Origin of the sequence: Bradyrhizobium sp. CCBAU 11430 (genome assembly GCF_028128855.1) — a bacterium.
Classification (GTDB): domain Bacteria; phylum Pseudomonadota; class Alphaproteobacteria; order Rhizobiales; family Xanthobacteraceae; genus Bradyrhizobium; species Bradyrhizobium ottawaense.
This window is the reverse complement of the sequence record NZ_LBJV01000063.1, coordinates 27507-52867: the sequence shown is the minus strand read 5'-3', so window position 1 is coordinate 52867 and position 25361 is coordinate 27507. Positions and strand designations below refer to the sequence as shown.

Annotated in this window: 35 protein-coding genes; 20 read left to right on the top strand and 15 right to left on the bottom strand. The window is 65.1% G+C overall.

Annotated elements, in window-relative coordinates; genetic code table 11:
- Positions 1-3: 3 nt before the first annotated feature.
- The 4 genes from XI04_RS22605 to XI04_RS22590 all read right to left on the bottom strand — a co-directional run bounded on the left by XI04_RS22605 (position 4) and on the right by XI04_RS22590 (position 3374).
- Positions 4-825, bottom strand: a complete 822-nt coding sequence (locus XI04_RS22605; protein WP_038946596.1) for a GNAT family N-acetyltransferase — start codon at positions 823-825, stop codon at positions 4-6.
- Positions 812-1849: an NAD-dependent epimerase/dehydratase family protein gene (locus XI04_RS22600; RefSeq protein ID WP_097668200.1), complete on the bottom strand. Its 1038-nt coding sequence runs from the start codon at positions 1847-1849 to the stop codon at positions 812-814. Before XI04_RS22600 ends, XI04_RS22605 begins: the two co-directional genes overlap by 14 nt.
- 26 nt (positions 1850-1875) lie before the next feature.
- Positions 1876-2646 (bottom strand): ABC transporter permease, encoded by a 771-nt coding sequence (locus tag XI04_RS22595; RefSeq protein ID WP_028144911.1) that lies wholly within the window; start codon positions 2644-2646, stop codon positions 1876-1878.
- An 80-nt stretch (positions 2647-2726) separates the two neighbouring features.
- Entirely contained in the window at positions 2727-3374 is a 648-nt protein-coding gene (locus XI04_RS22590) for a TetR/AcrR family transcriptional regulator (RefSeq protein ID WP_028144910.1), read from the bottom strand.
- A gap of 100 nt (positions 3375-3474) precedes the next feature.
- On the opposite strand from XI04_RS22590, the gene XI04_RS22585 reads away from it, so the two are divergent.
- The 5 genes from XI04_RS22585 (at position 3475) to XI04_RS22565 (ending at position 6989) form a co-directional block, all read left to right on the top strand.
- A complete protein-coding gene (locus tag XI04_RS22585) occupies positions 3475-4491 on the top strand; it encodes an ABC transporter substrate-binding protein (RefSeq protein WP_271609738.1) in 1017 nt (338 codons plus the stop codon).
- A 294-nt stretch (positions 4492-4785) separates the two neighbouring features.
- A complete protein-coding gene (minC, locus tag XI04_RS22580) occupies positions 4786-5484 on the top strand; it encodes a septum site-determining protein MinC (RefSeq protein WP_271609737.1) in 699 nt (232 codons plus the stop codon).
- A gap of 19 nt (positions 5485-5503) precedes the next feature.
- A complete protein-coding gene (gene minD, locus XI04_RS22575; RefSeq protein WP_028144907.1) occupies positions 5504-6319 on the top strand; it encodes a septum site-determining protein MinD in 816 nt (271 codons plus the stop codon).
- On the top strand, positions 6316-6597 hold the full coding sequence (gene minE, locus XI04_RS22570; RefSeq protein ID WP_028144906.1) for a cell division topological specificity factor MinE: 282 nt from the start codon (positions 6316-6318) through the stop codon (positions 6595-6597). The genes minD and minE overlap by 4 nt, the downstream gene beginning before the upstream one ends.
- Before the next feature lie 206 nt (positions 6598-6803).
- Positions 6804-6989, top strand: a complete 186-nt coding sequence (locus tag XI04_RS22565) for a hypothetical protein (protein WP_028144905.1) — start codon at positions 6804-6806, stop codon at positions 6987-6989.
- A 19-nt stretch (positions 6990-7008) separates the two neighbouring features.
- Here XI04_RS22565 and XI04_RS22560 read toward each other — a convergent pair whose 3' ends face one another.
- Both XI04_RS22560 and XI04_RS22555 read right to left on the bottom strand, forming a co-directional pair.
- On the bottom strand, positions 7009-7263 hold the full coding sequence (locus tag XI04_RS22560; RefSeq protein WP_028144904.1) for a hypothetical protein: 255 nt from the start codon (positions 7261-7263) through the stop codon (positions 7009-7011).
- A gap of 108 nt (positions 7264-7371) precedes the next feature.
- Positions 7372-7761, bottom strand: coding sequence for a hypothetical protein (locus XI04_RS22555; RefSeq protein WP_028144903.1), 390 nt, complete (start codon positions 7759-7761; stop codon positions 7372-7374).
- Positions 7762-7891: 130 nt separating this feature from the next.
- Here XI04_RS22555 and XI04_RS22550 point away from each other — a divergent pair, with 130 nt between their 5' ends.
- Positions 7892-8548 (top strand): SDR family NAD(P)-dependent oxidoreductase, encoded by a 657-nt coding sequence (locus tag XI04_RS22550; protein WP_271623769.1) that lies wholly within the window; start codon positions 7892-7894, stop codon positions 8546-8548.
- 127 nt (positions 8549-8675) lie between these two features.
- Here XI04_RS22550 and XI04_RS22545 read toward each other — a convergent pair whose 3' ends face one another.
- Positions 8676-8906 carry a DUF6894 family protein gene (locus tag XI04_RS22545; protein ID WP_018322949.1) on the bottom strand — a complete coding sequence of 77 codons (231 nt, stop codon included), beginning with the start codon at positions 8904-8906 and terminating at the stop codon, positions 8676-8678.
- 375 nt (positions 8907-9281) lie between these two features.
- Complete coding sequence (locus XI04_RS22540; protein ID WP_028144901.1) at positions 9282-10328, bottom strand: hypothetical protein; 1047 nt, start codon at positions 10326-10328, stop codon at positions 9282-9284.
- Positions 10329-10699: 371 nt separating this feature from the next.
- On the opposite strand from XI04_RS22540, the gene XI04_RS22535 reads away from it, so the two are divergent.
- On the top strand, positions 10700-11296 hold the full coding sequence (locus tag XI04_RS22535) for a L,D-transpeptidase (protein ID WP_162832231.1): 597 nt from the start codon (positions 10700-10702) through the stop codon (positions 11294-11296).
- Positions 11297-11364: 68 nt separating this feature from the next.
- Here the strand turns inward: XI04_RS22535 and XI04_RS22530 are convergent, their stop codons facing one another.
- Positions 11365-11799, bottom strand: coding sequence for a COG4315 family predicted lipoprotein (locus XI04_RS22530; RefSeq protein ID WP_028144899.1), 435 nt, complete (start codon positions 11797-11799; stop codon positions 11365-11367).
- 120 nt (positions 11800-11919) lie between these two features.
- On the bottom strand, positions 11920-12384 hold the full coding sequence (locus XI04_RS22525) for a MarR family winged helix-turn-helix transcriptional regulator (protein ID WP_028144898.1): 465 nt from the start codon (positions 12382-12384) through the stop codon (positions 11920-11922).
- Between the two features lie 101 nt (positions 12385-12485).
- On the opposite strand from XI04_RS22525, the gene XI04_RS22520 reads away from it, so the two are divergent.
- From XI04_RS22520 to XI04_RS22500, 5 genes are all read left to right on the top strand, one after another.
- Positions 12486-14408, top strand: a complete 1923-nt coding sequence (locus XI04_RS22520) for an FAD-binding monooxygenase (RefSeq protein ID WP_271611577.1) — start codon at positions 12486-12488, stop codon at positions 14406-14408.
- A gap of 149 nt (positions 14409-14557) precedes the next feature.
- A complete protein-coding gene (locus tag XI04_RS22515) occupies positions 14558-15550 on the top strand; it encodes an SH3 domain-containing protein (RefSeq protein ID WP_038970160.1) in 993 nt (330 codons plus the stop codon).
- Positions 15551-15712: 162 nt separating this feature from the next.
- A complete protein-coding gene (locus tag XI04_RS22510) occupies positions 15713-15991 on the top strand; it encodes a hypothetical protein (protein ID WP_038946607.1) in 279 nt (92 codons plus the stop codon).
- Positions 15992-16256: 265 nt separating this feature from the next.
- A complete protein-coding gene (locus XI04_RS22505; protein ID WP_028144895.1) occupies positions 16257-16463 on the top strand; it encodes a hypothetical protein in 207 nt (68 codons plus the stop codon).
- Between the two features lie 71 nt (positions 16464-16534).
- Positions 16535-16855: a hypothetical protein gene (locus XI04_RS22500; RefSeq protein ID WP_271623771.1), complete on the top strand. Its 321-nt coding sequence runs from the start codon at positions 16535-16537 to the stop codon at positions 16853-16855.
- A 14-nt stretch (positions 16856-16869) separates the two neighbouring features.
- Here XI04_RS22500 and XI04_RS22495 read toward each other — a convergent pair whose 3' ends face one another.
- The 3 genes from XI04_RS22495 to XI04_RS22485 all read right to left on the bottom strand — a co-directional run bounded on the left by XI04_RS22495 (position 16870) and on the right by XI04_RS22485 (position 18639).
- Complete coding sequence (locus XI04_RS22495; RefSeq protein WP_038970161.1) at positions 16870-17439, bottom strand: TetR family transcriptional regulator; 570 nt, start codon at positions 17437-17439, stop codon at positions 16870-16872.
- Positions 17439-17783, bottom strand: coding sequence for a DMT family transporter (locus XI04_RS22490; protein ID WP_038970162.1), 345 nt, complete (start codon positions 17781-17783; stop codon positions 17439-17441). Before XI04_RS22490 ends, XI04_RS22495 begins: the two co-directional genes overlap by 1 nt.
- A gap of 190 nt (positions 17784-17973) precedes the next feature.
- Positions 17974-18639, bottom strand: coding sequence for an O-methyltransferase (locus XI04_RS22485; protein ID WP_038970163.1), 666 nt, complete (start codon positions 18637-18639; stop codon positions 17974-17976).
- 97 nt (positions 18640-18736) lie between these two features.
- Between XI04_RS22485 and XI04_RS22480 the strand changes: the two genes are divergently transcribed.
- On the top strand, positions 18737-19369 hold the full coding sequence (locus XI04_RS22480) for a TetR family transcriptional regulator (RefSeq protein WP_038970164.1): 633 nt from the start codon (positions 18737-18739) through the stop codon (positions 19367-19369).
- A gap of 79 nt (positions 19370-19448) precedes the next feature.
- A complete protein-coding gene (gene pdxY, locus XI04_RS22475) occupies positions 19449-20267 on the top strand; it encodes a pyridoxal kinase (protein ID WP_038970165.1) in 819 nt (272 codons plus the stop codon).
- A 5-nt stretch (positions 20268-20272) separates the two neighbouring features.
- Here the strand turns inward: pdxY and XI04_RS22470 are convergent, their stop codons facing one another.
- Entirely contained in the window at positions 20273-21577 is a 1305-nt protein-coding gene (locus XI04_RS22470; RefSeq protein WP_152103041.1) for a hypothetical protein, read from the bottom strand.
- A gap of 332 nt (positions 21578-21909) precedes the next feature.
- On the opposite strand from XI04_RS22470, the gene XI04_RS22465 reads away from it, so the two are divergent.
- The 4 genes from XI04_RS22465 to XI04_RS22450 all read left to right on the top strand — a co-directional run bounded on the left by XI04_RS22465 (position 21910) and on the right by XI04_RS22450 (position 23233).
- Entirely contained in the window at positions 21910-22074 is a 165-nt protein-coding gene (locus XI04_RS22465) for a Flp family type IVb pilin (protein WP_028144887.1), read from the top strand.
- Positions 22075-22112: 38 nt separating this feature from the next.
- Complete coding sequence (locus tag XI04_RS22460) at positions 22113-22379, top strand: hypothetical protein (RefSeq protein ID WP_240536257.1); 267 nt, start codon at positions 22113-22115, stop codon at positions 22377-22379.
- Positions 22380-22551: 172 nt separating this feature from the next.
- Positions 22552-22800, top strand: coding sequence for a hypothetical protein (locus XI04_RS22455; protein ID WP_271623768.1), 249 nt, complete (start codon positions 22552-22554; stop codon positions 22798-22800).
- Positions 22801-23086: 286 nt separating this feature from the next.
- Positions 23087-23233 (top strand): hypothetical protein, encoded by a 147-nt coding sequence (locus XI04_RS22450; protein ID WP_162832230.1) that lies wholly within the window; start codon positions 23087-23089, stop codon positions 23231-23233.
- A gap of 18 nt (positions 23234-23251) precedes the next feature.
- Here XI04_RS22450 and XI04_RS22445 read toward each other — a convergent pair whose 3' ends face one another.
- A complete protein-coding gene (locus XI04_RS22445) occupies positions 23252-23830 on the bottom strand; it encodes a bifunctional transcriptional activator/DNA repair enzyme AdaA (RefSeq protein ID WP_271609434.1) in 579 nt (192 codons plus the stop codon).
- A 107-nt stretch (positions 23831-23937) separates the two neighbouring features.
- Here XI04_RS22445 and XI04_RS22440 point away from each other — a divergent pair, with 107 nt between their 5' ends.
- Positions 23938-24354, top strand: coding sequence for a nuclear transport factor 2 family protein (locus tag XI04_RS22440; protein WP_271609433.1), 417 nt, complete (start codon positions 23938-23940; stop codon positions 24352-24354).
- A gap of 85 nt (positions 24355-24439) precedes the next feature.
- Entirely contained in the window at positions 24440-25360 is a 921-nt protein-coding gene (locus XI04_RS22435) for a DMT family transporter (RefSeq protein ID WP_028144882.1), read from the top strand.
- The last annotated feature ends 1 nt before the right edge of the window (position 25361 follow it).

Sequence of the window (25361 nt, the reverse complement as noted above, 5' to 3'; positions counted from 1 at the left end):
GTCCTATCCGAATTCAGGGCCGGCGACGGCGAATGGCATTTCCTCGCCCGTGACGGTGGCGGGACCGAACCGCATGCGCTGGAACGGGCGCTCGATGGTCCAGCTGGAGGCGGTCAATCCTTCCAGGAACGCGTCTTGCGACGCGACGACGTCGAGCAGGAGCGGGCTGGTCTCGGAGCGCACGATCGCGTCAACCAAAGCCAGAGCTGCCGCGGCATTGTTGCCCAACAACGGGCCGATATGGCGGGCGGTCCGGCCGTCGCGAACCAGCGCGATGGCGCCGTTGGCGCCGACGATGCGCGAGCCGGAACGTTGTGCGAAGGCGGAGAGGAGCGCAGTCCGGTCGAAACCGGTGGCCCGCAGATCCCGCACACAAAGCGCTTCGATGGTCGCGGATGACGATGGCGGCGCTTCGGCCCGCGCAGGCTTCAACAGCTTCAGGCGACGCAATTGCAGGGTCGGCGTGAACCCCAGCGGTCCGTAGACGGCAGCGCCGTCGGGCGTGGCGTCGAGCCAGCTGGTCAGGCCGTTCTGACGCGCCGTCTCCAGGCAGGCATCGACGAGACGGGTGGCAAGGCCACGGCGGCGATGCGTGCCTGATACCAGCACCATGCTGATCCAGGCGTTGTTGCCGGAATAGGGCAGCAGTGCTGCGGTTGCGACCAGCCGCATGCCGTCGCGAATGCCGAACACGACGCCGTCGCGCAGGAAGATGCGCCAGTCCTCGTCGGTCTGGTTCCAGTGCGCTTCCGTCGACAACGCCAGCCCCGCGATCGCGTCGTCGACACCGAGCTGGACGATGTGCGGGACGTCAGTAACGGCCATCGCGCACCTCGTATTTGGTGGGCTTGCCGAGGCTCGGCATGGCGCGCGAGACCCAATCGGCGGTCCAGGCGATCAACTGTTCGGTGTCGACGACCGGAAGGCCGAACAGCTCGACCGCCTTCGACGTGTCGGTCAGCCATGCCGTCGGCTCTTCCTTGCCTGTCAGCACCGGCGCGCGGCCGAACCTTACGCCGAATCTCTGGGCAAGATCGCGCACCGCCAAAATCTCGTGGCCGCTGACATTGATCGGCGATGTGGGCGCGGTGCAGTGCGCAAGGCAGCGCAGCGCCTGCGCGGAGGCATCGCCCTGCCAGATGAAATTGACATGACCGAGGCTGACGTCGATCGGCGTGCCGCCAAGCACTTTCGTCGCGATGTCGTGCAACACGCCATAGCGCATGTCGATCGCGTAGTTGAGACGGAATAGCCGGCCCGGCGTTGCGAATTTGTGCGAGAAATACTCGAACATGCGCTCGCGGCCGACGCAGGACTGGGCGTATTCGCCGGGCGGGTTCGGCGCCATGTCCTCGGTCGAGCCTTTGCCGTCCACAGCGACGAAGGGATAGATGCAGCCGGTCGAGAACGCCACGATGCGCGAGGACGGGAAGGCCTGGGCGACCAGGGCGGGCACGTGTGCGTTCATCGCCCAGGTCAGCGACAGATCGCCCTCGGCGCCGAATTTGCGGCCGGCCATGAAGATGATGTTCGGCGCCTTCGGCAGCGCCGCAATTGCCTTCTCGTCCATCAGGTCGCAATTGATGGTTTCGACGCCGCGCGCGTGCAGCCAGTCCTTCACGCCGGCGTCGCTGAAGCGGGCCACGCCGATGATCCGGCGATCGGGCGCGGCCGCTTTGGCCAGCCCGGCCAGCGTCGGGCCCATCTTGCCGCCGACGCCGAGGATCATGATGTCGCCTTCGACCTTGGCGAGGTCGTCGATCAGCGCTTGCGTCGGACGGCACAGCAGCTCGTCGAGGGCTGCGATATCGGGAATGGTCTTCGGCAGCGTCTGGCGGGTGAGCAGCATGGATTTGTCCCTTGGTTCTGCCGTTGTCAGGTTTGTCTTGCGTCACCGACCACGAACATGCGTTCGAGGACCAGGACGAGGCCGTAGAGAGCGACCCCGAGCAGCGTCAGCAGCACGACGGCCATCACCATCGCGGGCGTGTCGAGCGATGACTGCACCTGGATCATGAGGTAGCCGAGCCCGCGCTCGGAGGCGATGAACTCGCCGACGATGGCGCCGGCGACCGCCAGGATGGCGCCGACCTTCATGCCGGAGAACACGTAAGGCAGCGATCCCGGCAGCTGGATCTTGCGGAACAGCGTCCAGCGCGAGCCGCGGAGGGATTTGACGAGATCGAGCAAATCCGGCTCGACCTCGCGCAGGCCTCGCGCGGTGGTGAGCAGGATCGGAAAGAAGCAGATGCTGAAGGCGATAAGGATGTTCGGAATGATGCCGTAGGAGAACCAGACGATGAAGAGCGGGCCGAGCGCGACCTTCGGGATCATGTTCAGCGTCACGAACAGCGGCAGCAGCACCAGGCTGAGCAGCGGCGCCCAGCTGAAGATCACGGCCAGCGCGACGCCGACGAAGGCGCCGAGCGCGAAGCCGCCGAGGATCTCGATCGCCGTCACCAGCGTGTTGGCGCCCCAGGCGTAGTTCGCGGTCCCCAGCGTCTGGATCGTCGCGAGCGGCGAGGGCAGGATGAATTTCGGCACGTGAAAGGCGTCGACCGCGACCTGCCAGAGCACGAGCACGGCGAGGTGCACGATCAGGATGATCGCAAAGCTGCGCGAGGCGCGTGCGCTGTCTCCTGTCACCGATTGCTCCCTGTTGGCGCGGCGACGCCGCAGGTCGCAAGCCTAGCCGCCTTCCGGGGAAGTTTCAACCAGATGGTTGATTATGGCCGGAGCGACTGCAGCACCAGATCGGCGACATGGCGGCGGCGGGCGCGCCGTGCGGTGCGGCTCGACAGGTCCTTGCCGAAGATCGCCGACAGCGTCGGCGTGTTGGAGAAGAAGAAATAGCTGAGGCCCGCAATGGAGATATAGAGCTGGACGGGATCGATGCCCTTGCGGAACACGCCCGCGCGCACCCCCTCGTTGAGAATGTGGGAGACGCTCTTCACCAGCGGGGAGTGCATCGCTTCCAGCCGTGTCGAGCCGCGGACATGGCGGGCGCCGCCGCGGTTCTCGTCGTTCAAAAGCACGATGAAATCAGGGTGTGCGGCCAGATGGTCGAACGAAGCCTCGATCAGCTTGCGGATCGCCTTCTCCGGCGGCAGGCCTTCGAGATTGAGCTTCCGCTCCTGCTCGCGGATATCCTCATAGACCCATTCGAGCACTGCGAGGTACAGCGCGTCCTTGTCGCCGAAATAATGGTAGACGAGCTGCTTGTTGACGCCGGCGCGCATTGCGATCTCGTCGACGCGGGCGCCCGCAAAGCCGTGCCGGGCGAATTCCAGCCGCGCCGCGGTCAGCAGCTTGTTGCGGGTGGCGACGGGGTCGCGGCGCTGCGGCACGGTGTCGCCAGATCGTTTTGCGGGCATTTCCAACCAAACAGTTGACAAGTGGAGGACAGGCTTGTTGCATTGGTATCCTCACAAGGGGAGAGCGACAAGCCGGGTCACGGCAACGAGGAGAGATGCGATGAAGCGTTTGCAGGCGGTGGGCTCGGCCCTGGTCTTGACCCTGATGCTCGGTGCAACTGCGGCGCCCGCGCATGCGGGCGAAGCGGTCAATCTGATCCTGAACTGGACGCCGACGGCCGATCACGCGCCGTATTATTATGCCAAGGCGCAAGGCTGGTACGAGAAGGCAGGCATCGACCTCACGATCGAGACCGGCAAGGGCTCGGGCGTCTCCGCCGCCAAGGTCGGCTCCGGCGGCTCGCCCTTCGGCGTCGCCGATCTCGCCACCATGCTGGTGGCCAAGAGCAAGGGCGCCGATACCGTCGCGGTGATGAGCGTCTATGCCAATACCGGGCAGACCTTCTACTGGCTGAAGAGCTACGGCGTGAACGGCGTGAAGGATTTTGCCGGCCACAAGGTCGGCAATCCGCCCGGTGATGCCTCGCGCGTGATGTGGCCAGCCTTCGCCAAGGCTGCGGGCATCGCGCCGGATTCCGTCGGCTTCGTCAATGTCGGGCCAACCGCGAAGATCGCGGCGCTGAAGAGCCACACCGTCGACATCATCAGCGACTTCTACAACGAGCACGATCTGAAGGTGATCGAGTTCGGTCCCGACCTCGGCTACGTCAACTGGAAGGACATCGGGCTCAACCCTTACGGCAATTCGCTGATCGTCAACGGCGCGTACTTGCAGAAGAATCCCAAGGTCGTCGAAGAGTTCGTGCGCGTCACGCAGAAGGCCTTTGCGGCCTGCGTTGCCGACGTCGCGCCGTGCCTGAAGGCACTGCTCGACCAGGTCTCAGGTCTCGACCAGGCGAACCAGGAGCGCCAGTGGGAGCGCATCAAGTTCCTGATGACGGACGAGTTCACGACGACGAAATCGCTCGGTTGGATCGACGGCGAGCGGATGAAGAAGGACTATGAACTGGTCCAGACCTATCTCGGCATGGAGAAGCCGTTCGACGTGACGACGGCGTTCACGACGAAGATGCTGGATCCGAACATCAAGATGGATGCGAGCAAGGTGAAGAAGTAGGGGGAGGCACCCCCGTCATTGCAAACGCTGTGCGCCGCATTCCTCGTCTCGTGCCCCGGACGCAGCGCAGCGCCTCTTCGGCGGTGTGCTGCAGAGCCGGGGCCCATTTCGCCGGAGCAACCCGTGTGGCTTGGGTCCCGGCTCGGCGCAGCAACGCTTGCGCGTTGCAGCGCGTCCGGGACACGAGAGCGCAATACCGGCTGCCCCCACGTAACCCCGCGGAGAAATTAACCGGCCGTTAACCATATCCGCCGCATCGTTAACCATTCAATAACTGGGAACGAGTCGGCCGATATGGAGGCTGCAGTCAAACCTCAACGCCAAATGGTGCGCCTGCGCGGGCGCTCCTATGTGGCCTTCGTGTTCACGCCGACGGTTCCGGTGCAGGACTGGCTGCACGAGATCGATGCCACCATTGCGCGTTCGCCGGGCTTCTTTGCCGGCCGGCCCGTAGTGATCGACCTGTCCTCGGTCGACCTCAGCCAGTCCGGGATCGGCCATCTGCTCACCAGCCTTCAGGACCGCAACATCCGCGTGCTCGGCATCGAGGGCGTGGAGGAGGCGAGGCTGACCCCGATGATGCCGCCGCTGCTCTCGGGCGGGCGCAGCTGCGTGATCGATCCGAACGCGCCGAAGAAGGCTGAGACGAAGTCCGAGGCCAAGCCGACATCGCTGCTGCTGGAGAACCCGGTTCGATCGGGCCAGACCGTGATCTTTCCCGAAGGCGACGTGACCATCCTCGGCTCGGTCGGCTCGGGTGCCGAAGTCGTCGCCGGCGGTTCCATCCACGTCTACGGCGCGCTGCGCGGCCGCGCCATGGCCGGCGTGAACGGTCGCACGAGCGCGCGCATCTATTGTCAGAAGATCGAAGCCGAACTGCTTGCAATCGATGGGTTTTATCAGACCGCCGACGATATCGACGAGGCCCTGCGCGGCAAGCCGGCCCAGGCCTGGCTGCAGGGCAACACCATGCGAATTACCGCGCTGAACTGACCAGAAGGAGATTTCAGAAATGGCAAAGGTACTGGTCGTGACATCAGGCAAGGGGGGCGTCGGCAAGACCACGACGACCGCCGCCCTTGGGGCTGCGCTGGCGCAACGCGGCGACAAGGTCGTCGTCGTCGATTTCGACGTCGGCCTGCGTAACCTCGACCTCGTGATGGGCGCCGAACGCCGCGTTGTATTCGACCTCATCAACGTGGTGCAGGGCGTCGCCAAACTGCCGCAGGCACTGATCAAGGACAAGCGGCTGGAGAACCTCTGGCTGCTGCCGGCCTCGCAGACCCGCGACAAGGACGCACTGACGGAAGAGGGCGTCGGCAAGGTCATCGACGATCTGCGCGCCCGCTTCGACTGGGTCATCTGCGACAGCCCGGCCGGTATCGAGCGCGGCGCCTCCATGGCCATGCGCTTTGCCGACGAGGCCGTGATCGTGACCAACCCGGAAGTCTCCTCGGTGCGCGATTCCGATCGCATCATCGGCATGCTCGATTCCAAGACCGTGCGGGCCGAGAAGGGCGAGCGCGTCGAGAAGCACATCCTCATCACCCGCTATGACCCCTCGCGCGCCGCGCGCGGCGAGATGCTGACCATCGAGGACATCCTCGAGATCCTCGCAACGCCCCTGCTCGGCATCATCCCCGAGAGCCAGGACGTGTTGAAGGCCTCCAACGTCGGCACGCCGGTGACGCTGTCGAATGCGGATGGAGCGCCGGCGCGGGCCTATATGGACGCGGCCAAGCGCCTCTGCGGCGAGAACGTGACGATGCATGTTCCCGCCGAGCGCAGAGGTCTGATGGATCGTCTGCTGCGACGGAGGGCTGCATGAGCATGGGTCTGCTTCGACTTCTCCGCGGCAAGAAGGCCTCGGCACCCGTCGCACGCGAACGGCTGCAGATCCTGCTTGCCCATGAGCGCGGAATGCGTGGCCAGCCCGATCTGCTCGGCGTGCTGCGCGAGGAAATTCTCGCCGTCGTGTCCAAGCACGTCATGCTGGACCCGACCAAGGTCATCGTCCGGCTCGAGCGCGGCGACGAGGTATCGACCCTGGAGGTCGATATCGAGGTACCCAACGACTTCGAGCGCAAGAAAGCGGCGGTCGCGTAGGGACGCGGCCGGCGACTCCCAGCTTTGGGGTGGGTGAGAGGGCGGTCCGCTGGGCATAGCGGGCCGCCTTTGTCTTTATGGGCGGTCCAATTCCAGCGCGTGCCGATGTGATCGGCACGCCGGAACGGTGATCACGGCGAGATCGTTATGTGAGACGCGGAGCGCCGAGCCGGGCGCCGCGGTATCCTCATGACGGGAGAGCGCCCATGATGTCCGAGGTCCAGGTCCACACCGTCGCGCGGCAGATGCTCGAGCGGCATGGATTTGCTGCGATCGCGAAGGCCGCCGAGCAGGCCCAGGCCTGCGACGGCCGCGGCGAGGCCGACGAGGCCAAGGAATGGCGTCACATCGCCGACGCCATGAAGATCATCCGCGGGCCGCACCAGAGCTGATCGCCGGACCGGAAACGCTTCAGCGTTCCTCGCGATCCGGCCCCCGTGCCGGGGATCGTTGCTGCGTCTGCGGCTGGCCGCGCTCGCCCGCCTCCTTGCAGGGGAGCTGCTCCCACGATCCGTCCGGCGCCTGCTGATAGGCGCTGCATGAGGACGATGAGGTGGTCGATTTGTCCTCGCCCTTTTGGGCGTCGGAGTTCTTTGCCTGTGCCGGGGCGGCCAGCGCTGCGCTCATCGCGAGCACGCCGGCGACCATGAGATGCGTCATCCGCATGGGGCTTCTCCTGTGCGAAGGAGCCCGCATGCTGGCGAGGAATGTGACGATTATTGGCCGAAACGCAGGTTCCGTCGCGGTGTGCTTAACGCCGCGACAGCCGGCTTGCTAGCCGCCCTTGGCCCGGATCAGGCCGGCGAGGTTGGTCTTCTGGGCCTCGCACCAGTTGGGCATGCCGAGCCGGCGCTGGTTGAGATCGGTCGCCTGGGTCGCCACCGCGACCTCGGCCATCAGATCGTCGTCCTGCTTCTCGCCCATCTTGCCGCCGGTATGCATCCAGGCAATTGCCTTGCGCACCTTCTCGGTGGTGCCGTCGGGCAGCTTCATCTGCGCCGCCTTCTGTACGAGATCCTGGTAGACGACGTCCGTGCCCGGGCATTCGACCTTGGTGGCAAAGGCCTGCAGGACCAGGGTCACATAGGTCGAGCGTAGATGGTCCTCGGCCTTGGCCGGAGCGGCGATCAGCAACAGGCCAGCCATCAGGAAACCGTAGCGCATCCTTGGTATCTCCTCCATTTTTTTGGGAGGCTAGCGTCCGGCGGGCTGCTCCGCAATGGTGCCGGAGCGAATTTGTCGCGCCCCGGCGCGGTGCGCTATCGTGGCCCGCATCCCGGCCTCGGAGAGCGACATGAGCCTGTTCAGCACGCCATTCGATCCTGCCCGCGACACAGCGCTCGTCACCGGCGCGGGCAACGGCATCGGGCGCGCCATCGCGCAGGCCTTGGTTGGCGAGGGCGTCCGGACCGTGTTTGCCGACATCAGCGCGGAGCGGGTGAGCGCCGCGATCGGCGCGAGCAAGAGGCCAGAACTGGCGGTGCCCTGGGTCGGCGATCTCGCCGAATTGGATGCGTGCGACGCGCTGCTTGCTACCGCAGACGCTGCGTTGGGGGGGATCACGCATTTCGTCCACAGCGCATCGCCGCCGCGGCGAGAGGCCGATCATGCGCTCGCGGTCGATCGCAGGATCTGGCAGCAGATGCATGCCGTCAATCTCGATGCCGGCTTTCACTTGGCGCGCGAACTCGCAAAGCGGCTGATCGCGGCGAAGCGGCCGGGCTCGTTCCTGTTTCTCACCTCGCTGCATGCGGGCACGCCGCGCAACCTGCCGCATTATTCGACGGCGAAGGCGGCGATGGCGATGCTGGTGAAGGAGTTGGCCAAGACGTTCGGCCGCCACGACATCCGCGTCAATGCGCTGGTGCCCGGCGCGATCGCCGCCGGCGGGTTCGTCGCGGATCCCGCGCTGGCGCGGCACATTCCGCGGGCGTCTCGGCGAGGCCAATGACCTTGCGCCGATGGCGCTTACCGTCCTGTCGAACAAGCTCTCCGCTTACGTCACCGGCGCAGCCTTCGTCGTCGACGGCGGATTGTCGCTGACGAACTGGTTCGAGCCGCCGGCGCTTGACGAGTAGTCAGCGGCGCCAGGCCGGCACGGGATCGAGCGGCGTGCGGTAAAGCTCGTTGTCGTCGCGATCGGTAACGCGCACCGCGCAACCCTTTTGCTGCAGCTCCGGCTTCACCTGCGACAGCTCGGTGGCGAGCTGGTCGGCGCGATCGGAGGCAACCTCGATGTCTTCGAGGATGATTCCGCCCTGGTTCCTGAACTCTCCACCAACCACAAGATCGAAAGAGTAGTACGGCATCCGAATTCCCCGGTGTGACGAGATGAGCTTCAGTGGAAGTCTCAACACATGTCGGATGGTACCACTGAGTCGACATCTACCGATGAACGGACCGCGCAATCTCTGTGCTTATGGCGCAGAAATGATGTGCAGCGTCTGACGGCCTTAACATTTAATTAAATATGTTGGCGTGATCATAAGGCATGGAATTGCAGCAGAACCGGGCTCCGGGAACCGGCAGCTGCAAGAGAAGGCCGCCGGCATAGATCCCGACGGCCTTTTCTCTTAAGCGAGAAAAATCGCTTTCCGTAATTGTCCGGACTCAACGCATCACATCGACTCGGACAGCCTACGCGATGTTGTCGCAGCGCGCCGTGCTGCTTGCGCGGTCTCGGTCTAGCGCAACGGCATCGGCGGGCGCACGACCGGTCCATCGTCATCGGCGACGGCTTGAGTCGTGGTAACAGGTGCGGCTGGCGGCGGCGGCATCGCGGCAGCCTGCGAAGGCGGCGGCGAAGCTGCGAGCGGCGCGGGCGAATAGGCCGGCATGTAGGTGTGCGACACGACCGGTTTCGGTTTGCGAACCGGCGGCGGTGACGGAGCTCGCGGTGGGACCGCAGCAGCACGTGTGCGCGGATCAACAGGCTTGACCTCAGCTACCGGCTTCGGCGCAGGCGGTTTTGCCATCTCGCGCGCCATCTGCTCCTGTCCGGCCTTCAACTCGGCGATGTTGGCCTTGAGCGTTTCGATCTGCTGCGCCATCGCGGTGAGGTCGCGCGTCATCGCTTGCACCGACTGCGCTGCATCGGACTGCGTCGCTGCGGGCGCAGCGGCCGCGACCTGGACTGCGGGCGGTGTCGCCGATTGATCGGCCGTTTGATCGGTTGCCGCTTGCGGTGCGGGCGGGGCGGCCTGCTCCACGGGCGGTGCGGCCTGCGCGGCAGCGACCGGCGCGGTCTGCGATGTCGATGGCAGCAGCGACGTCAATGCCGGTGTCCATTCGGCGAACATCTGTTTGGCGGTGTCGCCGTGTTTCTCCCAGGCGATGGTGGCGGCCGCACTACCGCCTGCAAACAGAAACGTGACGAAAGCGCCGCGCAGCCACTTGCCCGCGGGGGATCGCTTCCGCGGACCGAGGCCATCGCTCGCCGCGACACGGACGGCCGTGTCGACAGAGGGCGGGGGCGCCGCCTGCGGCTCCGAGACGGGACTGAACTTGGGCTCAATAGAGATCTTGCGCTCGAGCAAGGCTTTGGGCTCCGGCGCGAATTTCGGCTCCGGACGCGTCGCAATGTCAGGCGCCAGCGCGGGCGCAACGCTGATGGGGCGCGAGGCCAGCACAATGTCGGGCGAAATCTGAATCGCGTCGTGCGGATCGTTGTCCTTGACCGTGTCCTTCACGATCTCATCGACGATTTGCTTGGGGTTCAGCGTCGCGAGCATCGCAGCTCCTTTGAAGCCCGGTGTTTGAAGGCCGGGCGCTTGAAATACTGGTCGTCCGCATTGGCGCGAGCCGATCTATTTGGGGTGAGTCCATCCCAACCGGATGAGCCTCGCACGATGACGCACGAGTCCAGCCGGGTTTGACCAAAGCAAGGCGAGGGGATGGAGATGATGCGACGGTCTTCCGCCGTTTGTGGTGATGGAACCCCTTTTGTTGAACACGCGCACGTGTTCCGCGCTGCCTTGTTTTCAGCACGATTTTGGCAGCATCTGGGGATGCTGGGGGCGCTGCTATCCGCTATCGGGGGCCGGCGGTGCCAAGATCTTTAATCGCCTTGTTCGTCGTTGCCTTGTTGCCGCTGGGCGGCTGCATGCAGGCAACGCTTTCGCCGTCGACCGACGCGAGCATGACGCCGCGCGACCGGCAGTTGCTTGCGCACACGCCTTACGCGCAAGCGAATGTGCCCGAACAATATCTCCGTCACGTCGTCGACTATCAGCGCAAGGAGCAACCGGGTACCATCCTGGTCGATACCGACGCACGCTATCTCTATTACGTGCTGCCAGAGGGCAAGGCGATCCGCTACGGCGTTGCGGTCGGCGAGGAAGCCATGGCGTTCTCCGGCGTCGCGCGGGTCGGTCGCCTGGCGGAATGGCCGGACTGGGTTCCGACGGCAGATATCCAGGCGCGGCTCGGGCCGTACCCGGCGCGCGTTCCCGGCGGTCCCGCCAATCCCTTGGGCGCGCGGGGCATCTATCTCTATTCCGGCAACAAGGACACGCTCTACCGGATTCATGGCACCAACCAGCCCGAATATATCGGGCAGGCGATCTCGTCCGGCTGCATCCGGATGCGCAACGAGGACGTGATCGATCTCTACGACCGGGTGAAGCTCAATTCGATGGTCGTGGTGCTGCCGCCCGGACAGAACGCGCAGGCCGAGACCGGCGCGCGCTGGCGCGGGTGAGCGCACAGCGTCCCAATCCCGACGAGTTGATCATCGTGCGCATGCGGGCACGCTGATGGCGGCTTTGCTTATTCGCCGGGCCGGGCGACGCGCCATTGCAGGGTCGTCGCATTGCCGTTGACGTCGCCCGGCGTCTTGTCGGCGGCCGAGGTGTAGAGCGGGCGATAGCGGTACGCCCACATCCTGCTGCCGTCGTTGCGGCTGATCACGGTGAAGTCGCCAATGGCCTTGGCGTCGGCCGTTGCGGGCAACGGCATCCAGCTCTCGGTGCATTTGCCGTTGCAGTTCGACGTCTTTCCGGTGGTGTCGCGCTCGTAATAGTAGAGCGTCATGCCCTTGAGATCGACGAGCTTGGGACCCTGCTTGGTCAGGACCACCTTCGCCGGTGCGGTCGTCGCTTCGGGCTTGGGCGGAGGAGCGGCATCGCCGCCGCCATGGCCGTTTGCGAGCGCATGACCGGTCGAGAGCGCGACGGCCGCTGCCGCAATGAGGAACCTGAACATCCTGATCTCCCGACCGGCAAAGTTAATCGCGCGTTAAGCGCAGAATGTTGCCGACCGTAACAGCCGAAGGTTAGTTCCTGGTTTCGCAGGCCTGCGACAATTACGTACAAAAATACCGGATCATGCCTGCAGATCGCGGAGCGGGGCGCGGCTCAGATCGTTGCCGGCGGCAATCGCCTTGCGCAGCAGCCGCATCAGATCCTCGCCCTCCTTTGCGCTGAGGCCACGCAGCAGGATGCGCTGGGCCGATTCCACGGCCGGGGTGATCTTGCGCAGCGTGCGCCGGCCCTCGTCGGTGATCTCGAGTTCGCGGGCGCGGCGATCGCGGCTGGAAGCGCGGCGCTCGGCCAGTCCCTTCTGCACGAGGCGGTCGATCACGCCGGTGATGGTGGTGCGGTCATAGGCGATCAGCCCTGCAAGCGTCACCTGGTCGAGCCCCGGATTGGCCTTGATGGTCGCAAGCGCGGCGTATTGCACCGGCGTGAGATCGAAGCCGGCATCCTCGACCTCGGCCAGGAACACCGCGACGGCTATCTGCTGGAACCGGCGCGCCAGATGCCCGGGCATGTCGTTGTTGTCTTTCACCGAATTCTCCTCGGAGGCAGGACGGCGTACGATCGTTGACAAGCATACTGATAGTCAGCATACTGAGCAATATCAAAACAGAAGGTTGACGGGAGAGCCTCATGCAATTCCATCTGAATGGATTTCAGCCGGGCGACCCTGACATCGCCGACCCCGCCGAGCGCGTTCAAGCCCCGGGCGCGGCGGGCGCCGTGCCTGGCGAGGTCGATGTCCTCATCGTCGGCTGTGGACCGGCCGGCCTCACGCTCGCCGCCCAGCTTGCGCAATTCCCTGAGATCAAGACCTGCATCGTCGAGCAGAAGCCGGATCGCTTGCTGGTCGGGCAGGCCGACGGCATCGCCTGCCGCACCATGGAAATGTTTCACGCCTACGGTTTCAGCGAGCGCGTGCTGAAGGAGGCCTATTGGGTCAACGAGACGACATTCTGGAAGCCGGACGAGGGCCAGCCCGAGACCATCGTCCGCAGCGGCCGGGTGCAGGACGTCGAGGACGGCCTGTCCGAATTCCCGCATGTCATCCTCAACCAGGCGCGCATCCATGACGGCTTTCTCGACGTGATGCGGAAATCGCCGGCCAAGCTCGCCCCTCACTACAGCCGCCGCCTGCTCGACCTCGAGGTCGATCCGGCTGCAGGTCCAGCCGACCATGCCGTGACCGTGCGCCTCGAACGCGTCGATGCCGCAAGCGAGGGCAAGGTCGAGCAGATCAAGGCGCGCTATGTCGTTGGCTGCGATGGCGCGCGCAGCACCGTGCGCAAGTCGATCGGGCGCGAGCTGCACGGCGATTCCGCCAACCACGCCTGGGGCGTGATGGACGTCTTGGCGGTGACCGATTTCCCGGATATCCGCTTCAAGTCGCTGATCCAATCGGCGAAGGACGGCAGCCTGCTGATCATTCCGCGCGAAGGCGGCTACATGGTCCGCATCTATGTCGAGCTCGCCAAGCTCGATGCCGGCGAGCGCGTCGCCAGCCGCAACGTCACCGCCGATGACGTGATCGCGAAAGCGCAGCGGATCCTGAAGCCCCATACGCTCGACGTGAAGGAGATCGCCTGGTGGTCGGTCTACGAGATCGGCCAGCGTCTCACCGACAAGTTCGACGACGTGCCGGAAGCCGAGATCGCAACGCGCCTGCCGCGCGTCTTCATCGCCGGCGATGCCTGCCATACGCATAGCCCGAAGGCGGGGCAGGGCATGAACGTCTCGATGCAGGACGCCTTCAATCTGGGCTGGAAGCTTGCCGCCGTCCTCCGGAAGCAGTGCGCCCCGAGCCTGATGCATTCCTATTCGGCGGAGCGTCAGGCGGTTGCGGAAGAGCTGATCGATTTCGATCGCGAGTGGGCGGGAATTTTAGCTTCGTCAGCAAAAGCGGGTGGCGGCGACGCCGCCAGGACACAGGACTATTTTGTCAGGCATGGCCGCTACACCGCGGGCACGGCGACACATTACACGCCATCGATTCTCACCGGTGCAGCCTCGCATCAGCATCTCGCAGAGGGATTCATCATCGGCAAGCGCTTCCACTCGGCGCCCGTGATCCGACTTGCGGACGCAAAGCCGGTGCATTTGGGTCATGCCGCGCAGGCCGACGGTCGTTTTCGGATCTACGCGTTCTCGCCCGCTGAGAATCCCGCTGCCTCGGACTCGGCCATTCGTCGCTTGTGCAATTTTTTCGCCGAGTCCCGGGAATCGCCGATCCGGCGATATACGTCCAGAAATCTCGACATCGACAGCGTGATCGATCTGCGCGCAGTGTTTCAGCAGGATCATCGAGAGCTCGCGATCGAGGCAATGCCGCCCATGTTGCTCCCAAGCAAGGGCCGTTATGGCTTGTATGATTACGAGAAAATGTTCTGTCCGGACCTCAAGAGCGGCCACGACGTCTTTGCGATGCGCGGCATCGATCGGAAGGCGGGCTGCACGGTTGTGGTGCGGCCCGACCAGTATGTCGCAAGCGTACTGCCGCTCGATGACTATGCCGGGCTCGCGTCCTACTTCGACGGGTTCATGTTGCGGATCAAGTGACGGTCGAGCTGCGTCTGCGCAGGTCGATGAACGGCGGATGAATATTGAACCGCGCGCGGCGTGCGTTTCAGTCTTTCGACGGATGAGACCCTCGTGCGCGGAACGCCTGTTCCGCTGGCGCGTTCCGCCTCTCAAAGGAGGAATGCGCCATGAAGTTCAGAACCGCTTTAGTTGCAGCATTTTTGCTGGTCCCGACAGCCGCATTGGCCGCGCCGGGCATCGTTACCGTCTCGACCGGCCTGCGCGCCGGACCGGGCTCGGGCTTTCCCCTGGTCGATCGCGTCCCCGGGGGCGCCCGCGTCAACATCCATGGCTGCCTGCGCGGCAATGCCTGGTGCGACGTCAGCTTCTCTGATGATCGCGGCTGGGTGTCGTCGCAATATCTCGAATATCTCTATCGCAATCACTACGTCTATCTCCCCGACTATGTCGACGAGATCGATGTGCCCGTCGTTCCCTTCGTGCTGACCTCGTATTGGTCGAGTTACTATGGGGGACGTCCCTGGTATCGACGCCATGCCTATTGGAATAATTACTGGACCTCGCATCAGAGCGTCGCGACGCGGATGACGATCGATCCGCGTGCTGCCCGCATCGGCCGCGCGGCAACGCGCGACGCCGCGATCGCACTCGAACGCAGCGGTGTGCGCGGCAAGGGGGCCGCCGCGATCTCAACGCGTGACGCCGCGACCACACAGCGCGACGCTGCGATCGCCAAGCGCGACGCTGCGATCGCCAAGCGCGGCGCTGCGGTTACGCCCGACCGGGCCCGCGTTGGACGAAGTGAGCGCATCGCGCATGAGCGGACCAATGTGCAGACCCGCAATCCGCGTGATGCACAAGCCCGCATGATGCGCGAGCACGCCGCGACCCGCGCTACGGTGCGCTCGCAGCCGATGGCCCGCGCGCACGAAGCGCCGCGTGTGGCCGCGCCTTCAGCGCGTCCCGCGACGCCGCATGTCGCCCAGCCAAGCGTGAGCCATGGTTCGCCGATGAATGCCCGTGCGCAGATGCCGGCGCCGCGCGCGGCCGCGCCCGCAATGCCGCACGGCGGCGGGGGCGGTGCTCCGCACATCAATGCCGCCCCGCGTGGCGGCGGCGCCCCGGCGGGCGGCCCCGCTGGCGGACATCAGAAGCACTAGCATTGCCAAGCAAAAGCCCGGCCCTGGTGCCGGGCTTTTTCTTCGCTGTGTCGAGGCCTTTACAATTTAAGACAGATCTTCGCGGGCAGATTTCATCGATCGTAACATGTCTACCCAAAGCTGTAAGCATCCACTCGGGGCAGCGGGGCACGGGAGGATGACATGAGACAGAGCCAGGCGGAGACGCGCCGCCAGAATGTCGCGAAGCGTTCGATGACGAAGGAGGCCAAGCAGCTGACCGGCTTGATTGCCGGACTGCGCGAATCCCTCGAAGGAATCCACAAGGAACGGACGAGCGCCAAGCTCACCGGCGCCGAGATGGGCATGCTCGACGAGCGCCGCAACAACCTGCTGCTCACCATCGCAGCCCTCGACGACCGCCTCTCTGCGGTGCAAGGGCTGATTGATCTCGGCCGACCCCACATCATCCGCGTGCACTAGCGGGGGCTCGGCCATGGGACGATCGGTTCCGTTGCTGCCGTGACGGGCCGCCCCCGGCGGCCGATCCGGCACGACATGGCCCAGCACGACTTGTAGACGGCTCCGTCGTCGCAGGGGGAGACCTGCGACGGGTTGGAATCGCATTCTTGCGGGGCACGGCTCGACGCCGGTCGCCGGCCGATCATCTGCGCCATGCCTGCGGATGGCACCAAATTGCCACGCTCCCGGCGAATTGCCGCCAAAGCCCGCTGCCACGAGGAGGCGGGTGCAGGGCGACGCAAGGGGATGCGAATTGGCCTACAAGATGATCGCAGAACGCGACAACGAGAAGTACAGTTTCGCCCGAGAGAGCCGGCTGCTCATCGTGGCGAAGGCGAAGGTGTGGGCGAGCGAGGGGTGGCGGGTCGTCATCACCGACCAGGACGGCAAGGCCTACGCACCGCCGGAGTTCGATCAGCTGTCGGCGGCGTGACCGAAGGGCGGGCGAGGGGACGGCATTTGAGATCGCTGTTTCGATCGGGGCGCGACCGGATCGTGCCCGTGCTGACCGTTGCAGCCGCCGCTGTTCTGACGGTGACGGCCGGCGCCGCGCAAAATCTCGACGCCGGCAAGCCGCCCGCAAAGCTCTTCGCTGAGGGCTGTGCGACCTGCCATCGCAGTCCGCGTGGCCTTGCCAAGGGTCGCTTCAGCCTGACGCTGTCCTGGTTTCTCAGGGATCATTACGCGACCAGCTCGGACTCGGCCAAGGCGCTCGCGGCGTATCTTGAGTCAGTCGATACTCCGCCGCCGCGCGCTGCTACCAAGCCCGCCAAGAAGCCCGCGCGATCCGCATCGCGTCCGCCAAAGCCGGTGCAGAGCCAGTAGGACGTGCGGGGCCGCTATCTGCGCCGATAGGTCTGCGCGAGCAGCCGTGCGTGCACGGCGCGTAGCTCGGCGCTCATCCGCGTCTGTCCCGTCGTGACATAGGAGAGCCATGCGCCGTCGGCAGCGAGACGTACGATTTGCAGATCGGGCGCGTCGTCGGTCGTGCGATGACGCTTCAGGCGCGCCTTGATCCAGTCGTTCCAGAGCCGGCGCAGCGGCGGATCGGTGACGACGACCATGCTCAACGCCGCCCATGGGGTCGCGAAGCCGAAGGCCTGGCCGGTGAACACGGCATTCACATAGGCCCGCGTGAAGCGGCCGCGCGGTTTCGGATCGGCTTCAATCGCGGCGTCGATCTCGGCATCGACGCGCGCGAGCAGGTCGGCAAACAGGCCCTCGATCAGCGCCTGCTTGCTGCCAAAGTGGTGAAACAGTCCGCCCTTGGTGACGCCGGCCGCGACTGCCACCGCCTGCACGGTAACTCCGGCGACGCCATGGTCCATGGCGATTGCCGCGGCACAGTCGAGCAGGGCGCGCCGGACCTGCTCCGGCTGCTTGGCGCGGGTGTAGCGGCTTTCCGCCATCAATGCACACTGGCCTGCGAGAACAGGTTGATAACCAGGACCCCGGATACGATCAACGCTATGCCGACGAAGGCCGCGGCGTCCAGCATCTGGCGGAACAGCACGAAGGAGACGGTCGCCGTCAGGATGATGCCGACCCCGCCCCAGATCGCATAGGCGATGCTCAAGGGAATGACGCGGATCGCCACCGACAGCGCATAGAACGAGGCGACATAGAACAGCACCATCGCCAGCGTCGGCCACGGTCGGGTGAACTGGGCGGATTGCTGCAGGAAGGCGGACGCCGTGACCTCGAGAACGATGGCGAGGGCGAGCGCTGCGTAGGCATTGAAGGCGGAGGTCATGATCAACTCCGGCGCGGGGCGGACGGAAAGATACCGCGCGGTAGGTATGTTTAGCACGCCGGGCCAGGCTTTGGCCAGAACGAGGTATCACGTGTGAGTGACGAGGCTGCGACACCAGGGAACGCAGCATGAAGCCGCCGCCTGGTGAATAGCGCGGCGGCTCCAAAATTTCGTGGCGTTTCGACTGGTGTCAGCTGATCCGCACGGAGAGTTCGACGTCTTCGGCGAAGGGCGTGGACATGTAGCCGCTGCCGGGCGCGCGCATGCGCGCCAGATAGTCCGGGCTGTCGTCGGCATTGTCGGCGACGATGATCGCACCCGGTCCGAGATGGCCTTCCAGCAGATCAAGGATCTCCGGATAGAGCGCCTTGGCGCCGTCGAGCAGCACGAGGTCGATCGTAGCAGGCAGATCGGTACTGAGCGTCTTCAGCGCGTCGCCTTCACGGATTTCGACGAGGTCGATCAAGCCGCCGGCGACGAGATTCTCCCGCGCCCGCGCCGCCTTGGACGGCTCGAACTCGCTGGTGACGAGACGGCCGCCGCCATTGTCGCGCAGGCCTGCGGCAAGGTGCAGCGTCGAGATGCCGAACGACGTGCCGAACTCAACGATCACCCTGGCGCTTGAACTGCGTGCCAGCATGTAGAGCAGGTGGCCTGTCTCGCGGGAGACCGCGAGCGGTGCGTCCTTCAGGCGTCCGTAGAGGTCGCGATAGTCGGTCTTGCTGCGCATCAAGCGCGCCCGCTCTGCGTCGGACAAATCCGCGACGGCGGCGCGCGTTGCGCCGTTTGCTGCATCGGCCTCGTCGAACAGGCGGTCCAGCAGCGGCGCAAGCGTTGTGATGGTCGGGGTGGTCATTGGAGGTCTCCAGGTTTGGCGAAGAAACGCGTGCTTGCGTGCCGAGTGAAATACGACTAATTCGTCGCATTTCCTATTCGCATTGCCCGAGTGAGCCATGGCCGAGCGTCGAAGCCGTTCAATTTCTTCACGAAAACAGCCGCAACAGGCCCGCTCCAGCGTGCTTGTCGCGGCCATTCTCGATGCCGCTGTTCAGGTCCTGACGAAGGAGGGCGCGCAGCGTTTCACCACGGCGCGAGTGGCGGAGCGGGCCGGGGTGAGCGTCGGTTCGCTCTATCAATATTTTCCGAACAAGGCCGCGATCCTGTTCCGTCTCCAGAGCGATGAGTGGCGGCGCACGAGCGACCTCTTGCGCGGCATCCTCGCGGACCGGACGAAGCCACCGCCGGTGCGGCTGCGCGCGCTGGTCCACGCCTTCATTCTGTCCGAGTGCGAGGAGGCCGCGATCCGCGGCGCGCTCAGCGACGCTGCACCGCTCTATCGCGACGCGCCCGAGGCGCAGGACGCGCGGGCCGCCGGTGAGGGGATCATCGCGGCGTTCATGCGGGAGGCGCTGCCCAAAGCCTCCGAGGCGACCCGCGCGCTTGCCGGCGAGCTCATCAAGACGACGCTGAGCGAGGTCGGCAAGCGGTTTTCGGAGACGCCGCGCAGCGAGGCCGAGATCGCGCGCCATGCCGACGGGTTGGCCGACATGTTCTGCGCTTACCTCGGCGAACTCGCGCGACGCTGAAGTGCGGGCGCCGCGTGCTCGCGGGGCGGAGACGGGCTACACTTGCATCGCCCGTCGTTTGTCCCTACGGACCTCTTTCATGCTCGTCATCTCCATTCAAAGCCAGGTGGTCCACGGCCATGTCGGCAACAGCGCCGCCGCCTATGCCATCCAGGCGGAGGGCGTGAACGTTGCGGCGGTGCCGACGACGCTGCTGTCCAACCATCCGCGCTATCCGAGCCTGCACGGGCGGGTGCTGGAGACCGAGCTCGTTGCCGATCTTCTGACCGGCGTCGAGGAGCGCGGGCTTGTTGACGAAGCGGCCGTGCTGGTGACGGGCTATCTCGGCTCGCCGGGCAACGCCGCCGTCATCGCCGATTTCGTCGAGCGGGCGCTCGCGCGGAATTCGAAGCTCGTCTATCTCTGCGATCCCGTGATCGGCGACGATGGCCGCGTTTATGTCGCCGACGGCATCCTGGACGTGGTCCGGCACCGGCTGCTGCCGGCAGCAAACCTCACCACGCCGAACCAGTTCGAGCTCGAGCTGCTCACAGGCCTCAGAACCGCGGATGCGGAGGGACTGCGCGTCGCGTGTGCGGCGCTGGCGGGGATCGGCCGCATCGAAATCGTCGCCACCGGCTGCACGCTCGCCGATACGCCCGAAGGACAGCTGGAGACTATCCTGTGCGCCGACGGGCTATTGTCGCGCTTCGCGACGCTGCGCCTGCCGATCCGCCCCTACGGCACCGGTGATCTCCTCACGGGCCTGATCGCCGCGCATCTGGCCAAGGGCGAGGCGACGGAGGTCGCAGTGCGGCTGGCGGTCGAGACCATCTTTGCGGTGCTGGTGCGCACGCAGGACGCCGGCACGGCCGAGATGCGGCTCGTGCCGCTGCCGACGCCGGGGCGCGCGCCGTAATGGTCTCAGGTCGCGCGCTTGCCGGTCGATTGCGCCGATTTCTGCGGCTTGGCCGGGCTCTTCTGCTCACGCGCGGCTTGTGCCTTTTGGGCCTTTGACGGCTTGGCGCTCGCAACAGTCCTCGTCTTCTTCGATTTGGCGCTGGCGACTTCCTTGCGCTCGCTCGTGCCACGCTTTGAGATGTATTCAGCGCCGTCGACCGGGCCGACATGCGGCGGATCGCGGCCGAGATAGGGCCGGCCGATGCCGTAGGCCTTGCCGTTGGCGTCGACCCACTTCCACAGAATTTCCGTCGAGACCCAGCGCTGCGCGCGGTTATTGCCCTGGGTGCTGACAATATCCGCCGCCATGCCATGGCCGTAGCCGCCGCGCGTGCTGCCGCCGTGATAGGAGCGGTCGGAGGCGGCCTTCAGACCGCTCGCGATCGACTGGCGATAATCGTCACGGAACGCGCTGGTGATGCCGGGCGAGAGTCCAGCGGCTTCCGCGGCGAGCAGCGTGCGGAACAGCTTCCGCTTGAAGCTCTTGTCCATGCCGCCGATGACGTAGTCCATCATCGACATGCCGGCGTGCTCGGCGGCCTTCGGATCCTTCCAGGTGAAATCCTGGTCGACCAGCTTGGTGAAGCTGCGCATCACCGTGACCGTCTTGCCCTTGCGCTTGATGGTGACGGCGCGGCGCTCCTGGACCTTGATCGAGTCCTCTTTTGCGGTGCGCTGATAGAGCGCCCAGAGGTAGCGGTCGATGCAGGCATCCATGACGAAGCATTCGTCGAGCACGGCGACGGTGTCGGCCGGCGGCGATGCCTTGCTCGCCGGCGTGACGGGGCCGCTCGCGATCGCCGCGGGGGACAGCGCGTCGGTCGTCACGATCTCGGTGGGATCGGCAGATGCGAGCTTGACGGGCGCCGGCGCTGCAACTGGGGCAGCCTCGCTGACAACGGGTTCTGGTTCAGGCGATATCTGCGGCGCGGGCGGCGTCTCCGTCGGAAGGATCAGCGCGGGATCTGCCGAGGCGAGCTTGATGGCGGGAGGCTCGGGCACCGCTTCAGTGATCGTCGGGGTTGGTGCCGCAGCGACCGCAGCCGCGATGTCGGCGGTCAAGGCGATGCCGTCCTCGATCGTCGCAGCGTGCGGCACGTCCGCGAGGTCGAGCCGGCTGAGATCTTTCGCGCGCGACACGGCAGCGGCATTGGCGCCGCTGTTCTCGATGAGGGCAGGGGCATAGGCGGAGAGGGAAAGTGCCAGCCAGCCGGCGAGAACGGCCGAGGGGCACGCGACCGCCACCAGAAGAGACCGCCGATCGTTCATGATCCCTGCCTCCAAACGGTTCTGTTCGGACACGCTTTGTCGGAACAGTCATGATGCAAAAACAGTCTTGCACGGAAAGGCACGCAGCGCGTCGATTGTTCGGGGGACCGTGTGGCGACGCAATGGCGTAATTCGGCGAAATCGGGCTTTTCGCGGAGGTGTTGCCAAGCTGCAACGCGAGTTCCCACTGCGGTTTTCAACGGAATCGCCAGCAAATGCGGCGTTCATTGTCGTAACTTGAAGCGATCGAATTCATTCAATCTTGGATTGTAATCGTGCATTTCTCGCCTGCCGGCCGTTCCGGCAGAGTTGGGAAGGACACGATTGTGAAGTTGAAATGCAAATGGGCTGAATTCGTCGCCGATGAATCCGGCGCCACCGCGATCGAATACGGCCTGATCGCAGCCGGCATCGCGCTCGCAATCATCGAGATCATCTATGCGCTCGGCACCAATCTCGTCGCAAAGCTGCAGGCGCTGGCGACGGCGTTGAAATAGGGGCGCCTCGCGCAACTGCATCAATGCTGGAGTGTGGGGTGGGCAACACTCTTGCCGATGCGTTGCGGCAACTTTGTTGCGGCTGGCGCGTTTGGTCGGCCATGACGCATTCCTCGCTTCGTCCCATGGACGCCTTCGATCCCACCGAGCCCGCCATCCTGCACGATCGCCTCACGGACACGATCATCACCTGGACCGCTGACCAGGCCGACGATTATCGCCAGGCCAGCCGCCCGGGCGAGGACGGAACCGTGGCCTGGAAGGCCTATCTCTTCGATGGCTGGGGCAATGTGCTCGGTGGCTGAGCACCGTCCATAAAACCGTCATGTCGCGGCCGGCGGTGATTCGGCCAACGCCTTGTACGCATTAAACATATCGCCATGCACAGCACGCGCTGTTGCAATGCAACAAAACATGTCGCAACGCAGCAAAACGCGCCTAAATATGCTCCGACTCTTCCACTCAGGAGCATTACCAATGAACAAGAAGACTCTGTCGATCGCCGCCGCCATCCTGACGATCGCGGGCAGCACCGCGGCTTTCGCCGCCGAACTGCCGACTTACGAGACCAATGGATTTCCGGTCACGCCCTTGCAGGTTCGCGTCCTCGGCGCCGGGCATGTCGAGCAGCAGACCGCTGCGTCGACCACGCTGGCCTCGGTCCACCAGGCGAAGGTGCTCAGCCCTCGCAAGGTGAAGACCGCGACCGTTGGCGTGGCCCACTAAGCTGACATCGTGAACGGCAGATGGGTTCCGCGGAGAGGCGGGACTCCATCTGCATCACGTGATCGAAATCGACGCTGCTCGCGCATCGTGCAAATGTCTGGCACGATGAATTGACACCGATGCGCTGATTGAGAATCCGGCCGCGAACAAGTTCGCGTGAAGGTGCCGGTGATGTATGCCCGTTCATAACGGGCTTGATCCTTTTAACAGTTGCTTTGCACGTCGCGTTGCTTGATGCGGCCGCCGCATTGTTGCGGCCAATTTTGAAGTCATAATGGAGGCCATTATGCCCGTTGCGCAGAAAGTCGTTGCCGCCACCACGTCGCCGCGTGCGTTCATTCTCAAGCAGACAGCTTTGTTCGCCGCCGCCGCTTTGTTCGTGTTCGTGCTGAGCCTGACCTACGGCCTCGATCTCAGCCCCGGATTTTTCTGAGCGACTTCCCGCGGCGCGCTAAGCTCTCCGCGCGCGCAGGCTTGACGGCGAGCGGCCGTAGAGTTCGGCGAAGGCGGCGTTGAATCTGCGCAGGCTGCCGAAGCCGGCCTGGAATGCGATATCGGTCATGGTGTGGTTGCTGGCATCGAGCAGGCGCTTGGCGCGCTGGACCCGCAGCGTCCTGGCGAGTTGCTGAGGCGTCGCGCCGACGTGGCGCTCGAACAGGCGCGCCAGATGACGCGAGGAGATGCCGAGCCGCATCGCCAGATCGACCACGGAGCCTTCGTCGAGCGCGCCGCCATCGATGAGTTTCATGGCCCGCGCCACCGTGGAGCGCGTGCCGTTCCAGGCCGGGCAGAACGGCGCAGTCTCGGGTCGGCAGCGCAGGCAGGGCCGGAAGCCGCTGGCTTCGGCCGCCGCCGCCGTCGGATAATAGGCGACATTGCGCGTCAGCGGCTGCTTGGCCGGACAGACCGGGCGGCAATAGATCCCCGTGGTCTTCACCGCCGTGAAGAAGCGGCCGTCATACCGGGGATCGCGGCGCAGGCGCGCGGCGTTGCAGACATCGAAGCACAGCATGGCCGGATCATAGCGCATGCCGGTAGCGGCGGAAGGGCTGCGGGATGACCGAGTCCGATTGTGGCGAGCTGCAAGGCGCATCGCGCCCTAGAAGACGCCCCTCAACGAAAACGAGGGAGCGCATCATGTCCAGCCCAAAAGATATCGTCCTGAACGCGTGGAAGATCTTTTCGTCGCGCGATGCCGAGCGCATCGCCGCATTGTTCACCGACGACGCCGAATGGATCGCGCCGAAGGGCAATGCCACCGCCGTCGCGCTCGATCACACCGACCACATGGCCGGACCGCACCAGATCGCGCGCTTCATCGCGCAGGAGATGCACAAGATGTTCTCGAACATCGATATCGCGTTCCGCGGCGTCTACGCCGACGGCGATGTCGTGATCGTGGAGGAGCGGATGCGCGCCACACTGGGCGGCGGCAAGCCGTACGAGAACGACTATTGCTTCGTGTTCACGGTGTCGGGCGACCGGATCAGGCAGGTGCGGGAATACATGGATACGCGCAAGGGATGGCGGATGGTCTTCGAGCAGGAGGCGTGATGCATGAGCCCACAATCACCGCCGCGTGCCAGCCCTGCAGCCGCGTGGGTTGAGGCGGTATATGCGCTGACATAAGGCTTGGTCCATGGATCAGCGGACGAGCGGCGCAGACGCTCTCTCTCAGAACAAGGATGCGGCGCCGGCACTGGTCGGCGTAACTTGCGGCCTTGCCGCGGCGCTGTTCTGGGCGCTGGGCTTTGCCGCCACGCGGCATGGCCTCAAGCTCGGCTTCACGCCGGTCGATCTCCTGGTGCATCGCTATGTCTGGTCGGGGATCGCGTTCCTGCCGCTGGTGTTCCGCGCCGGCATCTCCGATCTCTGCGGCATCGGCTGGAGCAGGGGCCTTGTGCTGATGGTGCTCGGCGGCCCCGTGATGTCGCTGATCTCCTACACCGGTTTCCTGTTCGTGCCGCTCGGCCATGGCAGCGTGATCCAGCCCTCCTGCGCGACGCTCGGCGGCCTGCTGCTCGCGGTGGTGGTGCTGAAGGAGCACATCTCGGCCTCACGGCTTGCCGGCGCCGTCGTCATCGTCGGCGGCCTCGGCGTGATCGGCGCGGAATCGATCGGTCATATCGGGGCCGACGGCGTGCTCGGCGATTTGATCTTCGTGCTCACCGGGTTGATGTTCGCAGGCTTCGGCGCAGCTCTGCGCCACTGGCGCGTCTCGGCCGTGTCGGCAGCGCTGGTCATCAACGTGCTGTCGCTGCTGCTGCTGCCGGTCTACATCGCAACCGTCGGGCTCGCCCATGTTGCGGCGATCGGCGTGAGCGAGAATGCGATCCAGGCGCTGGCGCAGGGCGTGCTCGCCGGCCCCGCCGCGCTCTATCTCTACGCCGTCTCGGTCCAGCGCCTCGGCGTTGCCCGCGCCGCGGTGTTTCCGGCCTGCGTGCCGGCGTTGACGCTGCTCACCGGCTGGCTGCTGCTCGGCGAGCCGCCGACGATGCTGCAGGCCGCGGGGCTGGTGACGGTGCTGTGCGGCTTCTATCTGGCGCAGCGGCAAAGGTAGG